We start from the raw sequence: 20,448 nt of genomic DNA, 5'->3' as shown, positions 1-20,448 counted from the left end.
GTGCTTGTCTGAAAAGTGTCTGCGCTTGTCGAGCCTTTCCCCGCCCCGGTGTGACGCCTCCGCATCCCTGCTTCTCTTCCTTCTCTCAACCCTCTGTCTACCCTCTGACTTCCTTCTGCACGCTCACTTCCTCTTTTCGCCTCTCTTCATCTCGTCCTCTCTGCTTCGTGACCGCCGACGCCTTTGATCCCGCCAATGTGGGCCTGCGCTCCTGGGTCAACGGCGAGCCGCGCCAGGACTCCCGCACCTCGGACATGATCTTCGGCTGCGCCGAGATCGTACGCGATCTGTCGCAGTACATGCAGCTCGAGCCCGGCGACGTCATCTCCACCGGAACCCCCGAAGGGGTAGCGGTCTCGGGGCGCTTCGACTACCTCAAGCCGGGCGACGTGGTCGAGGTGGAGATCGACGGCCTGGGCCGCCAGCGTCAGACCTTTCGTGCCTGGGAGGGCTAATCCATGACAGCTCGATTCGAAGGACGGGTGGCCATTGTCACCGGCGGCGCCTCTGGCATCGGCGCGGCGATCGCCGACTGCCTGGCCGCTGAAGGCGCCCGCGTCGCCGTGCTGGATCGCGAAGATCCCGCCACTCAACACCACTGGGAAGCGTGCGATGTCGCCAGCAGCGAGCAGGTAGAGCGCGCGGTGGCGGCGGTCGCCAGTGCGCTGGGACGTATCGATATCGTGGTCAACAACGCAGGCATCGGTGCCCAGGGCGATGTCGCGGGCAACCCGGATGAGGAGTGGGCGCGTGCCTGGGAGGTCAACGTCGCCGGCATGGCGCGGGTGTCTCGGGCGGCGCTGCCTCATCTGCGCGAGTCGGACGCCGCCGCCATCGTCAATATGGCGTCCATCGCCGCCACCGTGGGGATTCAGCAAAGGGCCCTGTACTCGGCGACCAAGGGCGCCGTGCTGGCCTTGACCAGAGCCATGGCGGCCGATCACCTGCAACAGGGCATTCGGGTCAACTGTGTCTCGCCCGGCACCGCGGATACCCCCTGGATCGGCCGCTTGCTTGCGCAGGCGCCTGACCCCGAGGCCGAGCGTGCGGCGCTGGAGGCCCGCCAGCCCCACGGACGGCTGGTCGCCGCCGCCGAGGTGGCCCAGGCGGTGGCCTATCTGGCCGATCCCGCCAATCGCTCGACGGTGGGGGTCTGCCTGCCGGTGGACGGTGGCATGGACGCCCTGCGCCTGCGTCCGCGCTAGCCCTGTTCATGTAAAAACCGTTCATCTCGGCCCTCAAGAGTACGCCGGCCTAGCCGATAGTGGTTATATTAGGTAATGCGCACCGCTTACCTCTATCTGGGCAGGGCTCATGGCTAAGGATCGATCAGCGGGCTTGGGCCCGACGACGCTGTTGCAGGCGGCCTCCGCCGGCAAGGTCGCCCATCACCCCTCGGTGGTGGCGGGGCTGGTGCTTGACCGCGCCCCGGTGGGGCTGGCGCTGATCGATGCCAACGACCGCCTTGTATGGGCCAACGCCGCGCTGACGGAGCTGGCCTGTCCCACCGGCGGCGAGCTGCAGGGCCGCAACCTCAACGAGCTGTTTCGCCCCTTCGTCAATCTGCTGGGGGAGCGGGGCAGCTACCATACCCTGTCACCCGGCGAGGACTGGCAGCAGGCCTGGCTTGCGGTGGATGACAGCGCCAGCGCCCGGCTGGGGCTGATGTCCTGCGTGGCCTTCGACCGAGGCGCGGATGCGTCTCTGGACAGCGGCACCGATCCGCTGATGTGGCTGGTCACCTTCGTCGATCTCGACGCCGACGCCGACGCGGTACTGGATCGCCGCCATGCCGATATCGGCAACGTGGCCAGTACCTGGATCTTCGAGGACCGCCTGTCCCACGCCTTCGATCGTGCCGACCGTCTTGGTCAGCGCCTCGGCGTGATGCTGGTCGAGCTGCACGGCCTGTCGCGCATCCTGGTGGACCATGGTGGCGAGATGGCGTCGCGGGTGTCGCGCCGGGCCGGACGCCGACTGGTCAACGTGCTGCGCCGGGAAGACAGCGTGGTGCAAGTCGATCGCGAACGCTGGGGGGTGCTGCTCGAGCACCCCGTCACGCCGGAGACCCTGCAACTGGTGGCCGACCGCTGCCTCGAGGCGCTGGAACCGCCCTTTACCCTGTCCGGCTATCAGCCCGCCCTGATCGAGCCGCGTATCGGCATCGTCCTGTGTCCGGAAGACGGCGAGGAAACCGGCGAGCTGCTGGCCCACGCCGAAAAGGCGCTGGAAGAGGCCGTACCGGGTGGTTTCGCCTTCTACGACGGCAGCCTGCAGCGTCTGATGGAGCGCCAGCAGCGCTTCCGTCACGAGCTGCAGGAAGCGCTGATGTTCCCCGATCAGCAGCTCTATCTGGTGTATCAGCCCCAGTTCGATCTGCTCACCCGGCGCTGCTGCGGGCTCGAGGCGCTGGTGCGCTGGCGCCATCCCCAGCGTGGCGAGGTCGCGCCGGGGGAATTTGTCGCACTCGCCGCCGAAATGCAGTTGGTCGACCGGCTAGATCGCTGGGTGCTCAAGGAAGTCATGGCCCAGCGCAGGCGCTGGCGCGAGGCCGGCTCCGAGCTGGGTGACTGGGATATCTCGGTGAACATTCACCATTGCCTGCTGGATCAGGACGGCTTCGATGGCCGCGCCCTGGATCTCTACCTGCGCCAGCTATGCGAGTCTGGCGCAAAGGGGGAGGCGGGTGCCGAGAAAGAGGCGGGCGGCCACTATCGCCACGAGTGCCTCGACTGGTTGTGCCTGGAGGTGGATGGCGCGGGGTTGTTCGAGGTGGGCCACCGCCAGTCCCACCTGTTAAGGCGTATCGTCGCTTTGGGCGTGCGGCTCGGCGTCGATGGGCTGGGCCGCTCCCCGGTGGACCTGTTCGGCATGGCCTCGCTGCCGGTGACCCTGGGCAAGCTGGGGCCGGAGACCCTCAAGACCCTGGCCGATCCCTCCACCAGCATGCGCCAGAGCGTGGCAGCGCTGATGCGCTGCCTCGAGGCGCTGGAGTTCGTCGCGGTGGCGGTGGGGGTCGAGACCGCCGAACAGCTCGATACCGTCAAGGCGCTGGGGCTTGTCCGGATTCAGGGGCGTCTTGTCGGTGCGCCGCTGGAAAGCGAGGCCCTGGTGGGCTGGGCGGCCTCCGGCGCGCATCCCGCGATAGCGATCTGAGCCAGCCATTGATGCCGCCAAGGTGGCGGTGCCGGCAAGGTGGCGGTGCCGGCAAGGTGGCAGAGCCGGGCAGGTGTTTCCGAGAGGAGGCGTCAGGCCCGATGTCGAGAGTCCAAGCTGCGAGCCTAAGCTGCGAGCCAAGACCTTGAACCAGGAAATCAGGCCGAGACGTTGAGCCGAGAGGGCTGCAGCCGGGTGCGGCCGTCGGGCTGGTAGACGCTGGCGTTGGCGATGCGGTGGATCTGGTGGAGCATGCGCTGGTTGTGCTCCATGCGCAGGGCCAGCAGTTCGCCACAGCGCAGATTGGCGCGGGAGACTTCCCTGGCGAGTGCCATGGTGGCCTTCCAGGCGGCTTCGCAGCCGGCGTCACGGGCGGCTTGCAGGGTGCCCTCGCGGTCATCGGGGTAGCCCAGTCGGCACTGCACCTGATGGCGGCGCGCTTCCGTCTCGGCAAGCCTTTGCTGGATCTCGGACTTCTGGCCGGCGAGCGCCACCAGCGCCTCGCTGTCGACCTGGCCCTGAACCAGGCACTCCTGTTCCTCGCCCAGCAGGGCCAGCAGCTCGGCGAGTCGCTCACGCTGCTGGTCGAGCAGTCGGGCCAGACTCACGACTGCGAGCCCTCTGAACCATCGCCGAGCATGTCGCGGACGCTGTCGATCAGGCCGTCGGCGATGCGTTCAGGATGGATTTCCAGGCGTCCCTCGCGGATGGCGTCACGAATCTGTTCGACCCGGGCGCTGTCGATGTCCTGGCTGGTGTCCGCCGCCGGGCGGCTCAGGTGGGCCTGGGCACCGGCTTCGACGCCGGCGCCAGCGGTTTTTTGCGTCTCGCTTTGCTGGAGCTTGTCGCTCTGCTGCGGCCCCTCGCTTTGGGCGGGGCGTGTCAGAGGATGTTGCGAATCGATCTTCACGGGCAAGGCCTCACGAGAATGGCGATGGGACCAGGCGCTGGCTGTCGCCGTTGATCCGAATGTCTGCGTCTATGTACATCATCGGCCGCAAGAACAAGAACTTTAGGTCTGGCGCACCAGCCAAATTTTTAACACCGTATTGCCGAGCGCAGCCGCTTCGTGGACATGTCCTGGGCGTTTTACGAAAAGTCGCCGAGCGAAGGTTAGACAAGGCAAAAATCGGAGCGACAGCGCAGTTTACTAGCAGTAAATGAGTATGTTGACCGGGCTGGCGCACCAGCCGGTTTTTAACGCCGTATTACCGAGCGCAGGCACTTTTCATCAATGTCCTAGTAGGTTACCGCCAGCCGGCCGTGTTCCACCACCCGGGCGTCGAGGATCTGGCGCCGATCCACCCTTACCCGCACGATATCGCCGAGGCCGCCGGCCTCCAGCGCCTCGCCCTGGCGGCTGATGCGAAAGCCCCGTCCGCTGGCTTCCACTGCGACCTGCTCGCCGCGTCTCACCAGCTTGGGTGATGTCAGCTGATGGGCCGACAGCGCCTGGCCCTGGCGAATCCCGCGTCGGGCGATCTGACCGATGGCCGCTTGTGGATCGGTCAGCGCCTGGGACGGCAGGCGGCTTACGTCGAAGCGCTCGCTGGTCAGCATGTCCGCGCTCAGGCGCTCGCCGGGGGCGATGTCCCGCGCCGCCACCAGTCGCTCGCCCAGCCGGGTGATCTCGGCCTGCAGATAGCGGCTGCGATGACGCTCTCCCTCGCAGCGAAGCCCCACCGAGACGCGTCCGGCCAGTCGGCTCCCCGCCCGGGGCAGGAAGGGCTCGGGCTGGCGGCAGTCGGCCAGGCTCGCCGCCGGCGGGAATACCTGGATCTCCAGATCGCCCGGACGGGCGCCGTCGGCCAGGGCCTGCTCGAACAGAAAGCTCTCCACCCGTGTCAGCGCTTCGCCGGTGCCCGCATCGACACCGCCGTCATCGACCGCCTGGCCGCTGGCCTGGGCGGTACTGGCGGCAAAGCCTGTGCTGACACACAGCACCAGCGCCGCCCGGGCGATGATCCAGGACAGGGAAGCAGTGGCTTGTACAAGAGATGAGGATCGAGACATCGGGATACCGGTGGTCGGTGCGATCTTTAGCGCCCGGGGCCGTTTGAAGGGCGTTTTCCTGGCCTTTCAAGGGCGCTTGCCTGGCCATTCAAGGGCCATGGCACACCAGTGTAGAGAAGCCGGCATCGACGCATGGTCTGAAATGGGCGTGGTAATGGGGGCTGTTCACGGCTTTGTGCAGACAGGGGGCTGGGTATTCTTCATCGTCGAACCCCTTGTCTCTTTGTTCCCTTGCTTACGGAGCGCACCGGGATGATCGATCAGCTCGAGGCCTCGCTCGCTTTTCACCAGCAGGCCCTGTCGCTTAGACAGGAACGCCAGAAGGTCCTGGCCAGCAATATCGCCAATGCCGATACCCCCGGCTACAAGGCACGCGACATGGACTTTTCCCAGGCCCTGGAAGCCGCGACCAAGGGGGCGAATCAGCCCGGTCTGGCCCTGGCGCGGACGTCCAGTCACCACCTGTCGGGTCATGGCCAGGCGATGTCGCTTGGCGGCAGCGAGCTCAAGTACCGCGTACCGGAGCAGGCCAGCCTCGACGGCAACACCGTGGACATGGACCGCGAGCGGGCCGCCTTCACCGACAACTCGGTGCGTTACCAGGCCGCGCTGACGATCCTCAACAGTCGCATCCAGGGCCTCAAGCAGGCCATGCAGCCCGAGCAGTAAGCCCGGTCCATCTCAGTTTCCAAGCAGGGAGAGCGCCCCATGTCGATGTTTTCGATCTTCGATATCTCCGCCTCGGCGATGTCCGCCCAGGCCCAGCGCATGAACGTCACCGCCAGCAATATGGCCAACGCCGACAGCGTGGCCGGCCCCGACGGCGAGGCCTACCGCGCCCGCCAGGCGGTGTTCGAGTCCCGCGCCGCCAGCGACGGCATCGGCGGCGTCGGTGTGCGCGAGGTGGTCGAGGACCCCTCGCCGCTGCGCCAGGAGTATCGCCCCGAGCATCCGCTGGCCGATGACGCCGGCTACGTGGCGATGCCCAACGTCGACCCGGTGGGCGAGATGGTCAACATGATCTCCGCCTCCCGCTCCTATCAAGCCAACGTCGAGGTCATGAACACCAGCAAGCAGCTGATGCTCAAGACCCTGACCCTGGGCGAGGGCTGATCCCATGGCCAACACCATCGATGCAAGCGTTTACCAATCGGTCAACGCCGCCACCGCTCAGGCCAGCTCCAAGCAGGCGTCCGACGAGCTCGGCGACAACTTCATGACCATGCTGGTGACCCAGCTGCAGAACCAGGATCCGCTCAATCCCATGGACAACAGCGAGATGACCTCGCAGTTGGCCCAGATCAACACGGTTTCCGGCATCGAGTCGCTCAACGAGACCATGTCGTCGATCACCGGCCAGATCAACGCCGGCCAGGCGCTGCAGGCCACCGGGCTGATCGGCAAGGGCGTGCTGGTGCCGGGGGATCGCATCGTCATGGCCCACAACGATGAAGGCGCGCCGGTCTCCACGCCCTTTGGCGTCGAGCTGGAAAGCCCCGCCGCCGAGGTCAAGGTGACCATCACCAACGAGTCCGGTGAGGTCATCAACAGCTACAACCTGGGCCCGGCCTCCGCCGGGACCGAGTCGTTCCAGTGGGACGGCATGACCGGTGAAGGCGTGGCGGCCCCCGAAGGTGCCTATCACGTCAGCATCGAGGCCACCGGTGTCGAGGGCGAGGAGCTTGCGGTGACCGCGCTCAACTACGCCCAGGTCGGCGGGGTGTCCCCGGCGGATGACAGCGGCCAGGTGCAACTCGATCTGGGTGCCGTCTACGGGCAGGTGGCGCTGAGCGATATCCGCCAGATTCTGTAGCGAACGCAGGATGACCGTCGGGTCATCGACGCAGGGAAACGTATAAGGAGAGTGACATGGGTTTTTCACAAGCGCTGAGTGGTCTGAACGCCGCCGCCGATAGCCTGGACGTGCTGGGCAACAATATCGCCAACTCCCAGACCGTGGGCTACAAGAGCGGTAGTGCGCAGTTCGCCGACGTCTTCGCCAACTCCCAGATCGGCCTGGGTACCAAGGTCTCCACCGTGCTGCAGGACTTCAGCGGCGGCAACCTGGAGTCCACCAACCGGCCGCTGGATCTGGGCATCAGCGGTGACGGCTTCTTCCGCATGGAACAGAACGGCCAGGTGGTCTACAGCCGCAACGGCCAGCTGACCATGACCCCGGACGGCTACCTGCAGAACGCCCAGGGCGCGCGCATCATGGGTTACGGCGTCAACGCCGCCGGTGCGGTCCAGGTGGGCGGCCAGCCCGAGGTGCTGCAGATCGAGGCCGACGAGATGCCGGCCAGCGCCACCACCGAGGTGTCCACCACCTTCAACCTGGACTCGCGCAAGGTCGTCGGCGAAGACCTCAACAGCGTCACCCTGGCGGGCTCCGACGGCTCCGCCAGTGTCCCGGTCGATTACCACTACTCCAACAACTTCACCGCCTACGACTCGCTGGGTAACCCGCGCAATGTCACCGTCTACTACCAGAAGACGGACGCGAAGACATGGACCGGCACCATGGCGATGGATGGCAAGGTGTTGATGGACGAGACCGCGACACCTGTCGCAGCGCAGACCCTCTCCATGGAGTTTGACACCAATGGTCAACTGGTCACCCCTGCTGATGGCAAGTTTCCGGTCACCTTTGCCTCGGCCGACTACTTCAATGGCGCTGCCAATGACATGACGCTGGACTTCGATATCTCCGGCTCCACCCAGTTCGGCAATAACGCCAGCACCACCGCACTCAACCAGAACGGCTACACCTCCGGCGCCCTGGTCGGCATCAGCATCGACAGTGACGGCACCGTAGTGCGCAGCTACTCCAACGAGCAGACCCGCCCGGCCGGCCAGATCGCCCTGGCCAGCTTCCGCAACCCCGAGGGCCTGTCACCCGCCGGTGACAACACCTGGGCCGCCACCGACGCCTCCGGCCAGGAGCTGGTCGGTGCCCCGGGTACCGGCCTGCTGGGCGGCATCCAGTCCGGCGCCATCGAGACCTCCAACGTCGACATGGCCAAGGAGTTGGTCAGCATGATCGTCACCCAGCGCGCCTACCAGGCCAATTCGCAGACCATCAAGACCCAGGACGAAGTGCTGCAGACCGCCATCAACCTGCGCTGATGACCACGCCGGCCGCTGCCTCGGGCGGCGGCCTCTCACACCTTCCAGGGGAGTCGTAGATGGATCGCATGCTCTATACCGCCATGAGCGGCGCACGCCAGACCATGGAGCAGCAGTCGGTGGTCAGCCACAACCTGGCCAACGCCTCGACCACGGGCTTTCGCGCCCAGCTTCACGCCATGCGCGCGGTGCCGGTCGAGGGCGAGGCGCGTCTCGACACCCGGGTGTCCACCGCCGCCTCGACCCCGGGAGCGGACTTTTCCCCCGGAGCCATCACCCGTACCGGTCGCACCCTGGACGTGGCCATCGACGGTGACGGCTTCTTCGCGGTGGAAAGCGACGACGGCAGCGAGGCCTATACCCGTCGCGGCGACCTGCAGGTGGACGGCAACGGCCTGCTGACCTCGGTTGGGCGCCCGGTGATCGGCGAGGGCGGACCGATCCAGGTGCCGCTGGAGGCCGAGCTGTTCCTCGGCGCCGACGGCACCATCAGCGCCATCGGCATGGGCCAGGACCCCGACGCCCTGGCCGAGATCGGCCGGCTCAAGCTGGTCGAGCCGCAGCCCGGCGAGCTGACCCGTGGCGGCGACGGTCTGTTTCGCTCCATCGGAGAGAATGGCGAGCCTGCCGCCCTGGCGGCCTCCGACCAGGTACGGGTGGTCAGCGGGGCGCTGGAGGGCAGCAACGTCAATCCGGTGGAGTCCATGGTGGCGATGATCGATGTGGCGCGGCGCTACGAGCTGCAGACCAAGATGATCAGCACCGCCGACGAGAATGCCCAGAAGGCCAACAGCCTGCTGTCGTTGAACGGCTGACCCCTTCAACCGACGGCCAGGGCCGAATTATTGAGCGGTCAGGGGAGCCTCCTGACCGAGGGAGAGAAGAACGATGATCAAGTCGCTGTGGACGGCCAAGACCGGACTCGAATCCCAGCAGGTCCAGCTGGACGTGATTTCCAACAACCTGGCCAACGTCTCGACCAACGGCTTCAAACAGTCCCGGGCGGTGTTCGAGGACCTTCTGTACCAGAACATGCGCCAGCCCGGCGCCCAGAACAACGTCCAGGACCGCCTGCCCTCGGGCATGCAGATCGGTTCCGGCGTGCGTCCGGTGGCCACCGAGCGCCTGCACACCCAGGGTGGGCTCGAGGCCACCGAGAACTCGCGTGATCTGGCGATCAACGGCAAGGGCTTCTTCCAGGTGCTGATGCCCGACGGTACCACCGCCTTCACCCGTGACGGCAGCTTCCAGCTCGACGAGAACGGCCAGATGGTCACCGCCAACGGCTACCCGCTGGAGCCGGCCATCATCATCCCCGACAACGCCCTGTCGGTGGACATCGGCGAGGACGGCGTGGTCTCGGTGACCCAGCCCGGTACCAGCGAGTCCGACGAGGTGGGCCAGATCACCATTTCCACCTTCGTCAACGCCACCGGCCTTCAGTCCATCGGCGGCAACCTGTACCTCGAGACCAGCTCGTCCGGGCCGCGCAACGAACTGATGCCGGGCATGAACGGTGCCGGCCGCCTGCTCCAGGGCTATGTGGAGACCTCCAACGTCAACGTGGTGGAGGAGATGGTCAGCATGATCCAGACCCAGCGCGCCTACGAGATCAACTCCAAGGCGGTGCAGACCAGTGATGAGATGCTGGCACGCCTGGCACAACTCTAGGGCTTGTCTGAAAAGTGCCTGCGCTCATCGACCCTTTTCGGATAGCGCCTAGTCACGACTCTGATAATAAATTCTGCGGTGGCACTGGAGACGGCCATGCACCCTGACACGACCTCATCATCTGGCGCGCCACACGGTGGGGCTCATGCTGTTCTGCGCCTGGCGACGCTGACGCTGGCCCTGGTGCTGCTGACGCTTGCCGGCTGCGCCCAGATTCCCCACGCCTCGGTGGTGGGCGAGCAGGAGCAGATCGAGATCCCCGATCGGCCGCTGCCGGTGGCCAATGGTTCGATCTTCCAGAAGGCCCGGGGCTACCAGCCGCTGTTCGAGGATCGTCGTCCGCGCAGCGTCGGCGACATCCTGACCATCGTGCTGGACGAAGAGGTCAGCGCCAGCAAGAACTCCCGCTCCAACGCCGACCGTGACGGCGGCTCCAGCCTGACCTTCTCCCAGGTGCCGGAAGGCCTGGAGGAACTGATGGACTACGGCTTCGAGATCGACGGCGATACAGATTTCGAGGGCGGCGGTGGCTCCGAGGCCAATAACTCCTTTACCGGCACCATTACCGTCTCGGTGATCGAGGTGATGAACAACGGCAACCTCAGGGTGCGCGGCGAGAAGCAGATCGCGATCAACCAGGGCACCGAGTTCATCCGCTTCGGCGGGGTGGTCAATCCGCGTTTCATCACCACCCAGAACACCGTGCCGTCCACGGCGGTGGCCGATGCGCGCATCGAGTACGTGGGCAACGGCTACATCAACGAGGCGCAGCACATGGGCTGGATGCAGCGGTTCTTCCTGAACGTTTCCCCCTTCTAGGCCGAGCATGATGAGAAACCCTGTCTCCCGTCGCCCCACCCTGACCCTCGGCAGCCTGATGCTGGTGTTGCTGATCGCGCTGTCGGCCTTCTCCCACCTGGCTCGCGCCGAGAAGGTCCGCGACCTGGCCAGCTTCGCCGGGGTGCGCGACAACCAGCTGGTGGGCTACGGCCTGGTGGTGGGCCTGGACGGCTCCGGTGACCAGACCATGCAGGCGCCGTTCACCGGCCAGAGCCTCAACAACATGCTGTCCCAGCTCGGCATCACCGTGCCGCCGGGCACCAACATGCAGTTGCGCAACGTGGCGGCGGTGATGGTCACCGCGGACCTTCCTCCGTTCGCCCAGCCCGGCCAGCGCCTCGACGTGGTGGTGTCTTCCATCGGTAATGCCCGCAGCCTGCGCGGCGGTACCCTGTTGATGACGCCATTGAAGGGCGCCGATGGCGACGTCTACGCCCTGGCCCAGGGCAACCTGTTGATCAACGGCGCCGGCGCTGAGTCCGCCGGCTCCAGCGTGCAGATCAGCCACCAGGCGGCCGGGCGCATCGCCGGTGGCGCCATGGTCGAGCAGACGGTGCCGCTGGCGCTGGGCAGCCGTGACGGCGTGCTGGAACTGCAGCTCAACCAGGCCGACTTCGGTACCGCCGAGCGCGTGGTCCGTGCGATCAACGACACCTTCGACTACCCGGTGGCCTCGGCCAGAAACGGCGGGGTCATCGCCCTGAACGGGCCGACCAACGCCAACTCCCGGGTCAACTTCATGGCCCGTGTCGAGAACGTCGACGTCACCCCGATGCCGGCCCGGGCCAAGGTGGTGCTGAATTCGCGCACCGGCTCCATCGTGCTCAACGGCAGCGTGACGCTAAAGCGCGCCGCCGTGGCTCACGGCAACCTGTCCATCGTCATCGACACCGCCTTCGGCGTCAGCCAGCCGGCGCCCTTCAGCCGTGGCGGCGAGACCACGGTGGTACCGGACTCCGATATCACCATCGACGAGGGTCAGGGCACCCTGCAGGTGGTCGAAGGCGCCAATCTGCTCGACGTGGTGGACGCCCTCAACGCCCTCGGCGCGACCCCCAACGACCTGATGTCGATCCTCGAGGCGCTCAAGGCCGCGGGATCGCTCAGAGCCGAGCTGGAGATCATCTGATGGCTATCTCGGATCTTTCATCTGGGTCCACAACAGGACTCTCGGGTGCTGCCCTGTCCGGCGCCAGCCGGGCCACCGGCAGCGTCGGCCAGGCCGGCTTCGCCTTGGACATGCAGGGGCTGGCGCGACTCAAGACCAGCGCCCGCCAGCAGGACCCGGCGGCGGCGGCGGAGGCGGCGCGCCAGTTCGAGGCGATGTTCATCAACATGATGATGAAGAGCATGCGCGACGCCGTGCCGTCTTCTGGCCTGACCGACTCGAAGCAGACCCAGTTCTACCAGACGCTGCTCGACCAGCAGTGGTCCCAGACCATGGCCAGCCGCGGCATCGGCCTGGCCGACCAGCTCATGGCCCAGCTACGTGGCCCCGAGGCCAGCCAGGCCAAGGATGTCGAGGCACTGATCGCGGGGATTCCCCGTGGCACGCCGCGTCCGCTGTCCAACGCCCTGAGAGCGGACGCGCCGGCAGACAGCGAGGTCGAGGCGCCGACCAACTTCCTCGACGAGCTGGGCGCCGTCAGCCAGGGCATGACCACCGCCCAAGCCGAGGAGCGCATCAGCGGGCGCGAGGCCCGCGACACCCCGGCGCACGTCCAGGCCTTCCTCGACAAGCTGGCCGCCCCGGCCCAGGCCGCCAGCCGCGCCTCCGGCGTGCCGGCGGAATTGATCCTGGCCCAGGCGGCACTGGAGACCGGCTGGGGCCGCCACGAGATCGCCACCGCCGACGGTAACAACAGTCACAACCTGTTCGGCATCAAGGCCGGCAGCAGTTGGGACGGCCCCACCACCCGTATTACCACCCATGAGGTGGAAGACGGCCAGCGCCAGCGTATTCGCGATGACTTCCGGGTCTACGGCTCGTTCGAGGAAGCCTTCACCGACTACGCCAGGCTGATCAGCAACAACTCCCGCTACGCCGAGGTCACCACCGCGCCGGACGCCGAGGCCGCGGCCCACGCGCTGCAGCGGGGCGGCTACGCCACCGACCCGGCCTACGCCGCCAAGCTGATCGCGGTGATGCACACCTTCGGCCCGATCGATGACGGCGCAGGCGCCACCCGCGTGGCGGCCGGCGAGGCTCGACCCGCGAATGTCGGCGCATCGCCAGCAGAAGCCGCCAAGAAGGTGGATGCGGGTGCCACCGCGGGTGAGCGTGGCAGCGACTGGCTGGCCAGGGCGGATATAAGCGCCAACCCCACCCAGGTCTTCTAGGGCTTGTCTGAAAAGTGCCTGCGCTCGGTAATACGGCGTTAAAAATCGGATCAAAATGCTCATTCACACCCCGTAAACTGCGCTTTCTCACCGATTTTTGCCTTGTCTAACCTTCGCTCGTCGACTTTTCGGACAGCGCCTAGTCGCCCGGAAAATTAATGGTTTTTGCGGCACCGAGGCTCTCAAGCCAGCGGCCATTCGGCCGATAAACAGGCTATCGGCGAAAGGAATTCCACCATGAGCATGTTCTCCATCGGCTTGAGCGGCCTGAATGCCGCCCAGAACGCCCTGACCACCACCAGCAACAACATCAGCAACGTCTATACACCGGGCTACAACCGCGAGATCACGGTGCTGGGCGAGGGCAGCGGCGGGACCCAGGGCGTCCAGGTCAACGACATCGAGCGTCAGTTCAACCAGTACGTGGCCGACCAGCTCAATGGTGCGGTGAGCTCAAGCTCGGCGCTGGACGCCTACCAGACCCAGATCAACCAGATCGACAGCCTGCTGGCCGATCAGGACGCCGGTCTGGCACCGCTGATGCAGAACTTCTTCTCGTCGTTGGAAGACCTGGCCTCGGCCCCCTCGGACCCTGCCGCCCGTCAGGGCGTGCTGGGCGCGGCGGACACCCTGAGCGCCCAGTTCCGCGCCTTCGACAGCTACCTGCAGGACATGCAGGACGGTATCAACAGCCAGATCCGCGACGAGATCACCCAGATCAACAACCAGAGCGAGCAGCTGGCCTCGCTCAACCGCGAGATTTCCCTGGCCAAGGCCAAGACCGGCGAGGCCCCCAACGCGCTGCTCAACCAGCGTGACCAGCTGGTCACCGAGATGAGCGAGCGTATCGGGGTGGAATTGACGGTGCAGGACGGTTCCTCCTATCGGGTCAGCCTGCCCGGCGGACAGCCGCTGGTGGCCGGCACCGAGTCCTACCAGTTGAAAGCGGTGGCCTCGGCCAGCGATCCCCAGCGGGTGGTGGTGGGCTACCAGGACCCCGGCGGCGGCCTGCAGCGACTCGATGAGGCCAGCCTGCAGGGCGGCTCGCTCGGCGGGCTGATCCAGTTCCGCTCCGAGACCCTGGATCGCACCCAGAACCAGATCGGCCAGCTGGCGGTGTCCATGGCGGTGGCCTTCAATAAACAGCACGCCGATGGCTACGATCTGGATGGCAATAGCGGTGGCGACATGTTCGACATCGGCGAACCGCGGGTCTTTGCCAACGACGCCAACAGCGGCGGCGCCACGGTCACCGCGAGCTTCAACATCGACAAGATCGAAGACCTCGAGGCGGCCGACTACGAGGTCAAGGTCAGCGACGCTTCGGCCTCGCCGCCGACCTTCGAGGTCACCCGCAAGGACACCGGCGAGGCGGTGGACGCGAGCTTCGACGCCACCGAGAACACCCTGACCTTTGGCGGCGTGACGCTCGGCATCGATGACCCCAGCGCCCTGGCCGACGGCGATCGCTTCGAGGTGCAGCCGGTGCGCCGCGCCGCGGGTGGCTTCGATACCGCCATCAGCGATCCCGACAAGATCGCCGCCGCCGGGGAAACCGGCGCTAGCGGCGACAACGAGAACGCCCTGGCCCTGCAGGGGCTGCAGGACGAGATGAGCGTGGGCGGCAGTGCCACCCTGAGCCAGGCCTACGCCTCGCTGGTCGGAGACGTGGGTAACCGTACCAACGTGGTGCAGGTCAATCTGGCGGCCCAGCAGGGGCTGACCGAGCAGTTGAGCGCGGTGAAGCTGTCCGAGTCCGGGGTCAACCTGGATGAGGAAGCGGCCAACCTGATCCGCTATCAGCAGTACTACCAGGCCAACGCCAAGGTCATCGACACCGCCACCTCGGTGGTCGACACCATCCTCGGACTGCGCGGCTAAGGAGAGCAGAGCATGCGTATCAGCACCGTCACCATGTACGACCAGAGCGTCAGCTCGCTCAACCGTCAGCAGTCCGAGTTTCTTCACCTGAGCCAGCAGCTCGCCAGCGGCAAGCGGGTGGTCAATCCCTCCGACGACCCCCAGGCGGCGTCCCGGGCGGTGGCGGTCAGCCAGGCCCAGGCGGTGACCCAGCAGTACACCGATGCCCGGGTCAGCGCGCGCAACGCCCTGTCCCAGGAAGAAAGCGTGCTCAACAGCGCAAGCGACGCCCTGGCCAGCGCCAAGGCGCTGGTGATCCAGGCCTCCAACGACACCCTGAGCGATGCCGACCGGCAGTCCATCGCCAGTGAACTGCGCGGCGTCTACGAGACGCTGATCGGTCAGGCCAACGCCACCGACGGCAACGGTCGCTACCTGTTCGGTGGCTACGCCGATGGCGCCGAGCCCTTCACCGACAGCGGTAACGGCATCGAGTACGTGGGCGGTGACAAGGTGCGCGAGCAGCAGGTGGACGCCTCGCGACTGATGTCGGTGGGGGATACCGGCGCCGACATCTTCACCAGCGTGCCCAGCGGTGCGGGCTACGTGGCCGAGCAGGGTGACAACAGCGGCAGTGTGACCTTCGCCGGCCCCGATGTGGTCGACAACAGCGACGCCGGCTACGGCAAGCGTTACCAGGTGGAGTTCGGTGGTACCGACGACGCTCCCACCTACAGCGTCAAGGTCGAACAAGACGATGGCTCCTGGGTCAGCGCCGGTGCGGCCCTGGAAGATCAGCCCTACGACCCCGAAGGCACCAGCGTCGAGGTGGGTGGCCTGCGCCTGGAGCTTGAAGGCGCGCCTGCGACCGATGACAGCGTGACCTTCGGCCCCGCCGACACCATGAACACCAACGTCTTCACCACCTTCGAGAAGGTGCTGGCGGTGCTGGAAGCCCCGGCCGACACCCCCGCAAAGCAGGCGACGCTGCATAACACCCTGAACGGCGCCATGCGCGAGCTGGACGCCAGTCTCGACAACGTGTTGACCAAGCGGGCCTCGGTCGGCGCGCGGCTCAACGAGCTCGACGTCATCGACTCGGTGAGCGGCAACCGCGAGCTCAACTACGCCCAGACCATGTCGGATCTGGTCGATCTGGACTACAACCAGGCAATCTCCGAGTACAGCATGCGTCAGGTGGGCATGCAGGCCGCCCAGCAGGCCTTTATCGGCATCCGCGACCTGTCGCTGTTCAACTATATGTAGGGTCGATGTAGCGCTGGTATAGCGCGCAGGTAGCACGACTCGACCGTTGTCGTGTGACAGCCCCCTCAACCAAAAAGCGGCGCGTCCTTCCCTGGACGTCGCCGCTTTGTCGTTCTTGGCCAGGATGACGGCAAGCGAGATGCCCTGGATCAAGAAGTACTTGACCCGCACATCAATATGTCCATAATTCCGGACATATGGACAAAGACGATCTGCAACCGACCCTCGACACCTTCGCTGCGCTGTCTCAGCCCACCCGGCTCGCTGCCTTTCGCCTGCTGGTGCGCCACGAGCCCGAAGGCCTGCCTGCCGGCGAGCTGGCCCGCCGCCTGGAGGTGCCCCACAACACCCTGTCGGCCCACCTTGGCGTGCTCAGCCGGGCGGGGCTGGTCAGCCAGCGCCGGGAAAGCCGCTCCATCGTCTATCGGGCGGACCTGGCGCACATGGTGGCCACCCTCGACTTTCTGGTGCGCGACTGCTGCGCCAGCCGGCCCGAGGTGTGCAACCCCCTGGCCGACCTGCTGGGCCCCGCCACCGGTGACGACACCAGGACCTTCTGAGCCACGACAGCCTCGATAGCCAAGAGCGCCTCCCGGAGACCCCATGACATTGATCTACCACAACCCGGCCTGCGGCACCTCGCGCAACGTGCTGGCCATGCTCAAGGCCTCCGGCGAATCGCCCGAGGTCATCGAATACCTGAAGACACCGCCCAGCCGCGAGCGGCTGGGCGAGCTGATCGAGGCCATGGGCATCACGCCCAGGGCACTGCTGCGCCAGAAGGGCACGCCCTACGACGAGCTGGGCCTCGGCGATGACCGCCTCGACGACGAGGCCTTGATCGACGCCATGATGGCTCACCCCATCCTGATCAACCGACCCATCGTGGTGACCACCAGGGGCGCGGCGCTGTGCCGTCCCTCCGAGCGGGTACTGGCGCTGGTCGAGGCGCCGCTGTCGGCCATCGAGGGCGACAGCTTCACCAAGGAAGACGGCGAGACCGTCACGCTGGAGGCAAACCGCACATGAGCCCCGATACCCTGCTCAAGGACCTGCCCAACATCGATCCGGAGCTGTGGCGGCCTATCGCCGTGGACGAGCTGGCCCCGCCCAGCGCGCCACGCCATGCGCCTCGCATCCTGGTGCTGTACGGCTCGCTGCGCGAGCGTTCCTACTCGCGGCTCTTGGCCGAGGAGGCCGGGCGCTTGCTCGCGGCCTTCGGCGCCGAGGTGCGTACCTTCTCGCCCCAGGGGCTGCCGCTGCCCGATGGCGCCGAGGCCGACCACCCCAAGGTCGCCGAGCTGCGCGATCTGGCGAGCTGGGCCGAGGGCATGCTGTGGGTCAGTCCCGAGCGCCACGGCGCCATGACGGCGGTGATGAAGGCCCAGATCGACTGGATTCCGCTGTCACTCGGCGGGGTTCGCCCGACCCAGGGCAAGACCCTGGCGCTGATGCAGGTGTGTGGTGGCAGCCAGAGCTTCAACACGGTGAACCAGATGCGCCAGCTGGGGCGCTGGATGCGCATGTTGACCATCCCCAATCAATCGTCGGTGCCCAAGGCCTTCAACGAATTCAATGAGGCGGGGCGGATGCGCTTGTCCCCGCTGTATCTGCGCGTGGTCGACGTGTGCGAGGAGCTGATGAAGTTCACCTGGCTCAACCGTGGCCGTGACGGTTACCTGACCCAGCGTTACTCCGAGCGGGTCGAAAGCGCCGAGCAGGTGTCTTCGCGGGTCAATCAGGACAGTCTCTGACAGGGAGTTTTCCATGCTGGCATTCGCCATCTTCGTCGTGACCCTGGTGCTGGTGATCTGGCAGCCAAAGGGCCTAGGTATCGGTACCAGCGCCCTGGGGGGCGCCGCGGTGGCCCTGGCCGTCGGGGTGGTGCAATTGCCCGATGTGCTGGTGGTGTGGGACATCGTGTGGGACGCGACCTTCACCTTTGTCGCCCTGATCCTGATCTCCTTGATCCTCGACGAGGCCGGGTTCTTCTCCTGGGCGGCGCTGCACGTGGCGCGCTGGGGCGGTGGCAACGGACGCCGCCTGTTTCCGCTGATCGTGCTGCTGGGGGCGGTGATCGCGGCCTTCTTCGCCAATGACGGGGCTGCGCTGCTGCTGACCCCCATCGTCATGGCGATCCTGCTGCGCCTGAAGTTCTCGCCCCAGTCGTCGCTGGCCTTCATCATCGCCACCGGCTTCGTCGCCGACTCCACCAGCCTGCCGCTGATCATCTCCAACCTGGTCAATATCGTCAGCGCGAACTTCTTCGATATCTCGTTCAACCACTACGCCATGGTGATGGTGCCGGTGGACCTGGTCTCGCTGGGGGCGACCCTGCTGGTGCTGACCTGGATGTTCCGCAGCGATATACCCGAGCAGTACGACGTCGAACGCCTAGAGGCGCCAAGCCACGCCATCCGCGACCCGCTGGTGTTCCGCGCCGCCTTCCCGGTGCTGGCGACGTTGCTGGTGGCGTTCTTCGTCACCGCGCCGCTGGGCGTGCCGGTGGCGCTGGTGACCGGCAGCGCGGCGCTGGTGCTGGTCGCCCTGGCCGGTCGCTGGCACCAGGCCGGGGGCAGCACGGTGATCTCGCTGTCGCGGGTGTTCAAGGGCGCGCCCTGGCAGATCGTGCTGTTCTCGGTAGGCATGTACCTAGTGGTCTACGGGCTCGGCAACGCCTGGCTGACCGAGGATGCCAGCGCCCTGCTGACCTGGCTCGGCCAGCAGGGCACCCTGGTGGCGACGCTGGGTACCGGTGTGGCCTCGGCGCTGCTGGCCTCGATCATGAACAACATGCCCTCCACCCTGGTGGGGGCACTCGCCATCGACCAGGCCCAGGTCGGCGACCTGACCCGGGAGCTGATGATCTACGCCAACGTCATCGGTAACGACCTGGGGCCCAAGTTCACCCCCATCGGTAGCCTGGCCACCCTGCTGTGGCTGCACGTGCTGGCGGAAAAGGGCACCCACATCAGCTGGGGTCAGTACATGAAGGTCGGGCTCAAGCTGACCCCGCCGGTGCTGCTGGCCGCACTGCTGGCGCTATGGCTGTGGCTGCCGCTGATCTCGTCCTGAGGGTGCGGCGTCGGACCCGTGCCGATCCGCTTGCAGCGCTGCGCTCGATACGCCACTCACGCTAAGCTTGGCACCATCGATTTCCGGGAAGGCCTGGCCTTCCCGGTACTGTGTATCGGCCCGTCGTGTCGACCCCGACCGGGCCTTATATCAAGGAGTCTTGCGTGCCCGTTTCTCTGAGCAGTGAACACAAGGATGCCCTGGTTGCCGGCGTGGAAGAGGCCGGTCGACTGGTGCTCGAGATCTATCAGCGCGACTTCGAGGTCGAGCACAAGGACGACGATAGCCCATTGACCGAGGCCGATCTGGCCGCCCACCACGCCCTGGTGGCGCTGCTGGGACGACTGACGCCGGAGGTGCCGGTGCTGTCCGAGGAATCCGGGGAGATCGCCACCGAGACACGTCTCGGCTGGTCGTGCTATTGGCTGGTGGACCCGCTGGATGGCACCAAGGAGTTCGTCAATCGCAACGGTGAATTCACCCTCAATGTGGCGCTGATCGAGCATGGCGTCCCGGTGCTCGGGGTGGTCCACGCGCCGGTGCTGGGGGTGACCTGGTTCGGTGAACAGGACAATGGCGCCTGGCGATCCGAGGGCGAGTCGCGCGAGCCGATCCATGCGCGTGAACTGCCGAACCCCGCCGAGTCCCCCTGGGTGGTGGTGGGTAGCCGCCGCCACGGTGCCGAGGCCTTCGAAGCTTTCTGTGCACGCTTGCCGGCCACCGAGTGCACCTCGATGGGTAGCTCGCTGAAGCTGTGCCTGGTGGCGGAGGGAAAGGCCGATCTCTACCCGCGCCTGGCACCGACCTGCGAGTGGGACACCGCCGCTGCCCAGGCGGTGGTCACCGCCGCCGGTGGACAGGTGCTGGACGCAGGGACCCTGGAGCCGCTGCGCTGCAATCGTGGTGAGTCGCTGCTCAATCCGTTCTTTGTCGTGTGTGGCCAGCGCGACGCGCGCTGGGAGCAGGCATTGGTTGCCGCCCTGGCACAGTAGCGCTTGAATTCTAGAAAATTATGCCGATTCGGGCCATGGCTCGGATCGGCCTTTTTTTGCCACATCGATCGTTTTCTTTCTGCGGTTTCAGGTGTCCCGAGGGCTGTGG

General features: G+C 66.2%; 22 protein-coding genes. 19 read left to right on the top strand and 3 right to left on the bottom strand.

Annotated features, from left to right (window positions below; all coding sequences use genetic code 11):
- Window positions 1–167: 167 nt before the first annotated feature.
- The 3 genes from NFG57_RS20100 to NFG57_RS20090 all read left to right on the top strand — a co-directional run bounded on the left by NFG57_RS20100 (window position 168) and on the right by NFG57_RS20090 (window position 3,156).
- The gene (locus NFG57_RS20100) at window positions 168–455 is read left to right on the top strand and encodes a fumarylacetoacetate hydrolase family protein (RefSeq protein ID WP_348815050.1); all 288 of its coding nucleotides are present in this window, start codon (window positions 168–170) and stop codon (window positions 453–455) included.
- Window positions 456–458: 3 nt separating this feature from the next.
- Window positions 459–1,205: an SDR family oxidoreductase gene (locus tag NFG57_RS20095; RefSeq protein WP_213230184.1), complete on the top strand. Its 747-nt coding sequence runs from the start codon at window positions 459–461 to the stop codon at window positions 1,203–1,205.
- Between the two features lie 133 nt (window positions 1,206–1,338).
- Window positions 1,339–3,156, top strand: coding sequence for an EAL domain-containing protein (locus NFG57_RS20090; RefSeq protein ID WP_348815049.1), 1,818 nt, complete (start codon window positions 1,339–1,341; stop codon window positions 3,154–3,156).
- A gap of 158 nt (window positions 3,157–3,314) precedes the next feature.
- Here NFG57_RS20090 and flgN read toward each other — a convergent pair whose 3' ends face one another.
- The 3 genes from flgN to flgA form a co-directional block, all read right to left on the bottom strand.
- Window positions 3,315–3,764 (bottom strand): flagellar export chaperone FlgN, encoded by a 450-nt coding sequence (flgN, locus tag NFG57_RS20085; RefSeq protein ID WP_348815048.1) that lies wholly within the window; start codon window positions 3,762–3,764, stop codon window positions 3,315–3,317.
- Entirely contained in the window at window positions 3,761–4,066 is a 306-nt protein-coding gene (flgM, locus tag NFG57_RS20080; RefSeq protein ID WP_348815047.1) for a flagellar biosynthesis anti-sigma factor FlgM, read from the bottom strand. Before flgM ends, flgN begins: the two co-directional genes overlap by 4 nt.
- A 329-nt stretch (window positions 4,067–4,395) precedes the next feature.
- Complete coding sequence (flgA, locus tag NFG57_RS20075) at window positions 4,396–5,169, bottom strand: flagellar basal body P-ring formation chaperone FlgA (protein WP_348815046.1); 774 nt, start codon at window positions 5,167–5,169, stop codon at window positions 4,396–4,398.
- Window positions 5,170–5,421: 252 nt separating this feature from the next.
- On the opposite strand from flgA, the gene flgB reads away from it, so the two are divergent.
- The 16 genes from flgB to cysQ all read left to right on the top strand — a co-directional run bounded on the left by flgB (window position 5,422) and on the right by cysQ (window position 20,339).
- Window positions 5,422–5,838, top strand: coding sequence for a flagellar basal body rod protein FlgB (flgB, locus tag NFG57_RS20070; protein WP_108132049.1), 417 nt, complete (start codon window positions 5,422–5,424; stop codon window positions 5,836–5,838).
- A 39-nt stretch (window positions 5,839–5,877) separates the two neighbouring features.
- Window positions 5,878–6,282: a flagellar basal body rod protein FlgC gene (gene flgC, locus NFG57_RS20065; RefSeq protein ID WP_045992584.1), complete on the top strand. Its 405-nt coding sequence runs from the start codon at window positions 5,878–5,880 to the stop codon at window positions 6,280–6,282.
- Between the two features lie 4 nt (window positions 6,283–6,286).
- Window positions 6,287–6,982: a flagellar hook assembly protein FlgD gene (gene flgD, locus NFG57_RS20060; protein WP_045992585.1), complete on the top strand. Its 696-nt coding sequence runs from the start codon at window positions 6,287–6,289 to the stop codon at window positions 6,980–6,982.
- A gap of 56 nt (window positions 6,983–7,038) precedes the next feature.
- Entirely contained in the window at window positions 7,039–8,295 is a 1,257-nt protein-coding gene (gene flgE / locus NFG57_RS20055) for a flagellar hook protein FlgE (protein WP_108132051.1), read from the top strand.
- Between the two features lie 59 nt (window positions 8,296–8,354).
- On the top strand, window positions 8,355–9,110 hold the full coding sequence (flgF, locus tag NFG57_RS20050) for a flagellar basal-body rod protein FlgF (RefSeq protein ID WP_045992587.1): 756 nt from the start codon (window positions 8,355–8,357) through the stop codon (window positions 9,108–9,110).
- Window positions 9,111–9,183: 73 nt separating this feature from the next.
- On the top strand, window positions 9,184–9,966 hold the full coding sequence (gene flgG / locus NFG57_RS20045; RefSeq protein ID WP_045992588.1) for a flagellar basal-body rod protein FlgG: 783 nt from the start codon (window positions 9,184–9,186) through the stop codon (window positions 9,964–9,966).
- Between the two features lie 96 nt (window positions 9,967–10,062).
- Window positions 10,063–10,785, top strand: coding sequence for a flagellar basal body L-ring protein FlgH (locus tag NFG57_RS20040; protein ID WP_124804608.1), 723 nt, complete (start codon window positions 10,063–10,065; stop codon window positions 10,783–10,785).
- A gap of 58 nt (window positions 10,786–10,843) precedes the next feature.
- Entirely contained in the window at window positions 10,844–11,935 is a 1,092-nt protein-coding gene (locus NFG57_RS20035; protein WP_274601887.1) for a flagellar basal body P-ring protein FlgI, read from the top strand.
- A gap of 110 nt (window positions 11,936–12,045) precedes the next feature.
- Entirely contained in the window at window positions 12,046–13,146 is a 1,101-nt protein-coding gene (flgJ, locus tag NFG57_RS20030; RefSeq protein ID WP_348816207.1) for a flagellar assembly peptidoglycan hydrolase FlgJ, read from the top strand.
- A 237-nt stretch (window positions 13,147–13,383) separates the two neighbouring features.
- Window positions 13,384–15,027, top strand: coding sequence for a flagellar hook-associated protein FlgK (flgK, locus tag NFG57_RS20025; protein WP_348815045.1), 1,644 nt, complete (start codon window positions 13,384–13,386; stop codon window positions 15,025–15,027).
- 12 nt (window positions 15,028–15,039) lie between these two features.
- Window positions 15,040–16,272 carry a flagellar hook-associated protein FlgL gene (gene flgL / locus NFG57_RS20020; protein ID WP_348815044.1) on the top strand — a complete coding sequence of 411 codons (1,233 nt, stop codon included), beginning with the start codon at window positions 15,040–15,042 and terminating at the stop codon, window positions 16,270–16,272.
- 197 nt (window positions 16,273–16,469) lie between these two features.
- Window positions 16,470–16,832 carry a metalloregulator ArsR/SmtB family transcription factor gene (locus NFG57_RS20015; RefSeq protein ID WP_348815043.1) on the top strand — a complete coding sequence of 121 codons (363 nt, stop codon included), beginning with the start codon at window positions 16,470–16,472 and terminating at the stop codon, window positions 16,830–16,832.
- A gap of 43 nt (window positions 16,833–16,875) precedes the next feature.
- Window positions 16,876–17,301 (top strand): arsenate reductase (glutaredoxin), encoded by a 426-nt coding sequence (gene arsC, locus NFG57_RS20010; RefSeq protein ID WP_348815042.1) that lies wholly within the window; start codon window positions 16,876–16,878, stop codon window positions 17,299–17,301.
- Window positions 17,298–18,026 carry an arsenical resistance protein ArsH gene (arsH, locus tag NFG57_RS20005; protein ID WP_222516316.1) on the top strand — a complete coding sequence of 243 codons (729 nt, stop codon included), beginning with the start codon at window positions 17,298–17,300 and terminating at the stop codon, window positions 18,024–18,026. Before arsC ends, arsH begins: the two co-directional genes overlap by 4 nt.
- 13 nt (window positions 18,027–18,039) lie before the next feature.
- Window positions 18,040–19,347 carry an arsenic transporter gene (locus NFG57_RS20000; RefSeq protein WP_348815041.1) on the top strand — a complete coding sequence of 436 codons (1,308 nt, stop codon included), beginning with the start codon at window positions 18,040–18,042 and terminating at the stop codon, window positions 19,345–19,347.
- 164 nt (window positions 19,348–19,511) lie between these two features.
- A complete protein-coding gene (gene cysQ / locus NFG57_RS19995) occupies window positions 19,512–20,339 on the top strand; it encodes a 3'(2'),5'-bisphosphate nucleotidase CysQ (RefSeq protein WP_348815040.1) in 828 nt (275 codons plus the stop codon).
- The last annotated feature ends 109 nt before the right edge of the window (window positions 20,340–20,448 follow it).

This window comes from Halomonas sp. H10-59 (assembly GCF_040070555.1).
GTDB lineage: Bacteria > Pseudomonadota > Gammaproteobacteria > Pseudomonadales > Halomonadaceae > Halomonas > Halomonas litopenaei.
Note: the sequence above shows the minus strand (reverse complement) of the source record. Positions and strands in the feature narration are given on the sequence as shown.

Bases quoted from the DNA above. Each gene is read 5' to 3' on its own strand.
- NFG57_RS20095 (WP_213230184.1), top strand. From the start codon at position 459: ATGACAGCTCGATTCGAAGGACGGGTGGCCATTGTCACCGGCGGCGCC.
- flgA (WP_348815046.1), bottom strand. From the start codon at position 5,169: ATGTCTCGATCCTCATCTCTTGTACAAGCCACTGCTTCCCTGTCCTGG.
- flgB (WP_108132049.1), top strand. From the start codon at position 5,422: ATGATCGATCAGCTCGAGGCCTCGCTCGCTTTTCACCAGCAGGCCCTG.
- flgC (WP_045992584.1), top strand. From the start codon at position 5,878: ATGTCGATGTTTTCGATCTTCGATATCTCCGCCTCGGCGATGTCCGCC.
- flgD (WP_045992585.1), top strand. From the start codon at position 6,287: ATGGCCAACACCATCGATGCAAGCGTTTACCAATCGGTCAACGCCGCC.
- flgE (WP_108132051.1), top strand. From the start codon at position 7,039: ATGGGTTTTTCACAAGCGCTGAGTGGTCTGAACGCCGCCGCCGATAGC.
- flgF (WP_045992587.1), top strand. From the start codon at position 8,355: ATGGATCGCATGCTCTATACCGCCATGAGCGGCGCACGCCAGACCATG.
- flgG (WP_045992588.1), top strand. From the start codon at position 9,184: ATGATCAAGTCGCTGTGGACGGCCAAGACCGGACTCGAATCCCAGCAG.
- NFG57_RS20040 (WP_124804608.1), top strand. From the start codon at position 10,063: ATGCACCCTGACACGACCTCATCATCTGGCGCGCCACACGGTGGGGCT.
- NFG57_RS20035 (WP_274601887.1), top strand. From the start codon at position 10,844: ATGCTGGTGTTGCTGATCGCGCTGTCGGCCTTCTCCCACCTGGCTCGC.
- flgJ (WP_348816207.1), top strand. From the start codon at position 12,046: ATGCAGGGGCTGGCGCGACTCAAGACCAGCGCCCGCCAGCAGGACCCG.
- flgK (WP_348815045.1), top strand. From the start codon at position 13,384: ATGAGCATGTTCTCCATCGGCTTGAGCGGCCTGAATGCCGCCCAGAAC.
- flgL (WP_348815044.1), top strand. From the start codon at position 15,040: ATGCGTATCAGCACCGTCACCATGTACGACCAGAGCGTCAGCTCGCTC.
- NFG57_RS20015 (WP_348815043.1), top strand. From the start codon at position 16,470: ATGGACAAAGACGATCTGCAACCGACCCTCGACACCTTCGCTGCGCTG.
- arsC (WP_348815042.1), top strand. From the start codon at position 16,876: ATGACATTGATCTACCACAACCCGGCCTGCGGCACCTCGCGCAACGTG.
- arsH (WP_222516316.1), top strand. From the start codon at position 17,298: ATGAGCCCCGATACCCTGCTCAAGGACCTGCCCAACATCGATCCGGAG.
- NFG57_RS20000 (WP_348815041.1), top strand. From the start codon at position 18,040: ATGCTGGCATTCGCCATCTTCGTCGTGACCCTGGTGCTGGTGATCTGG.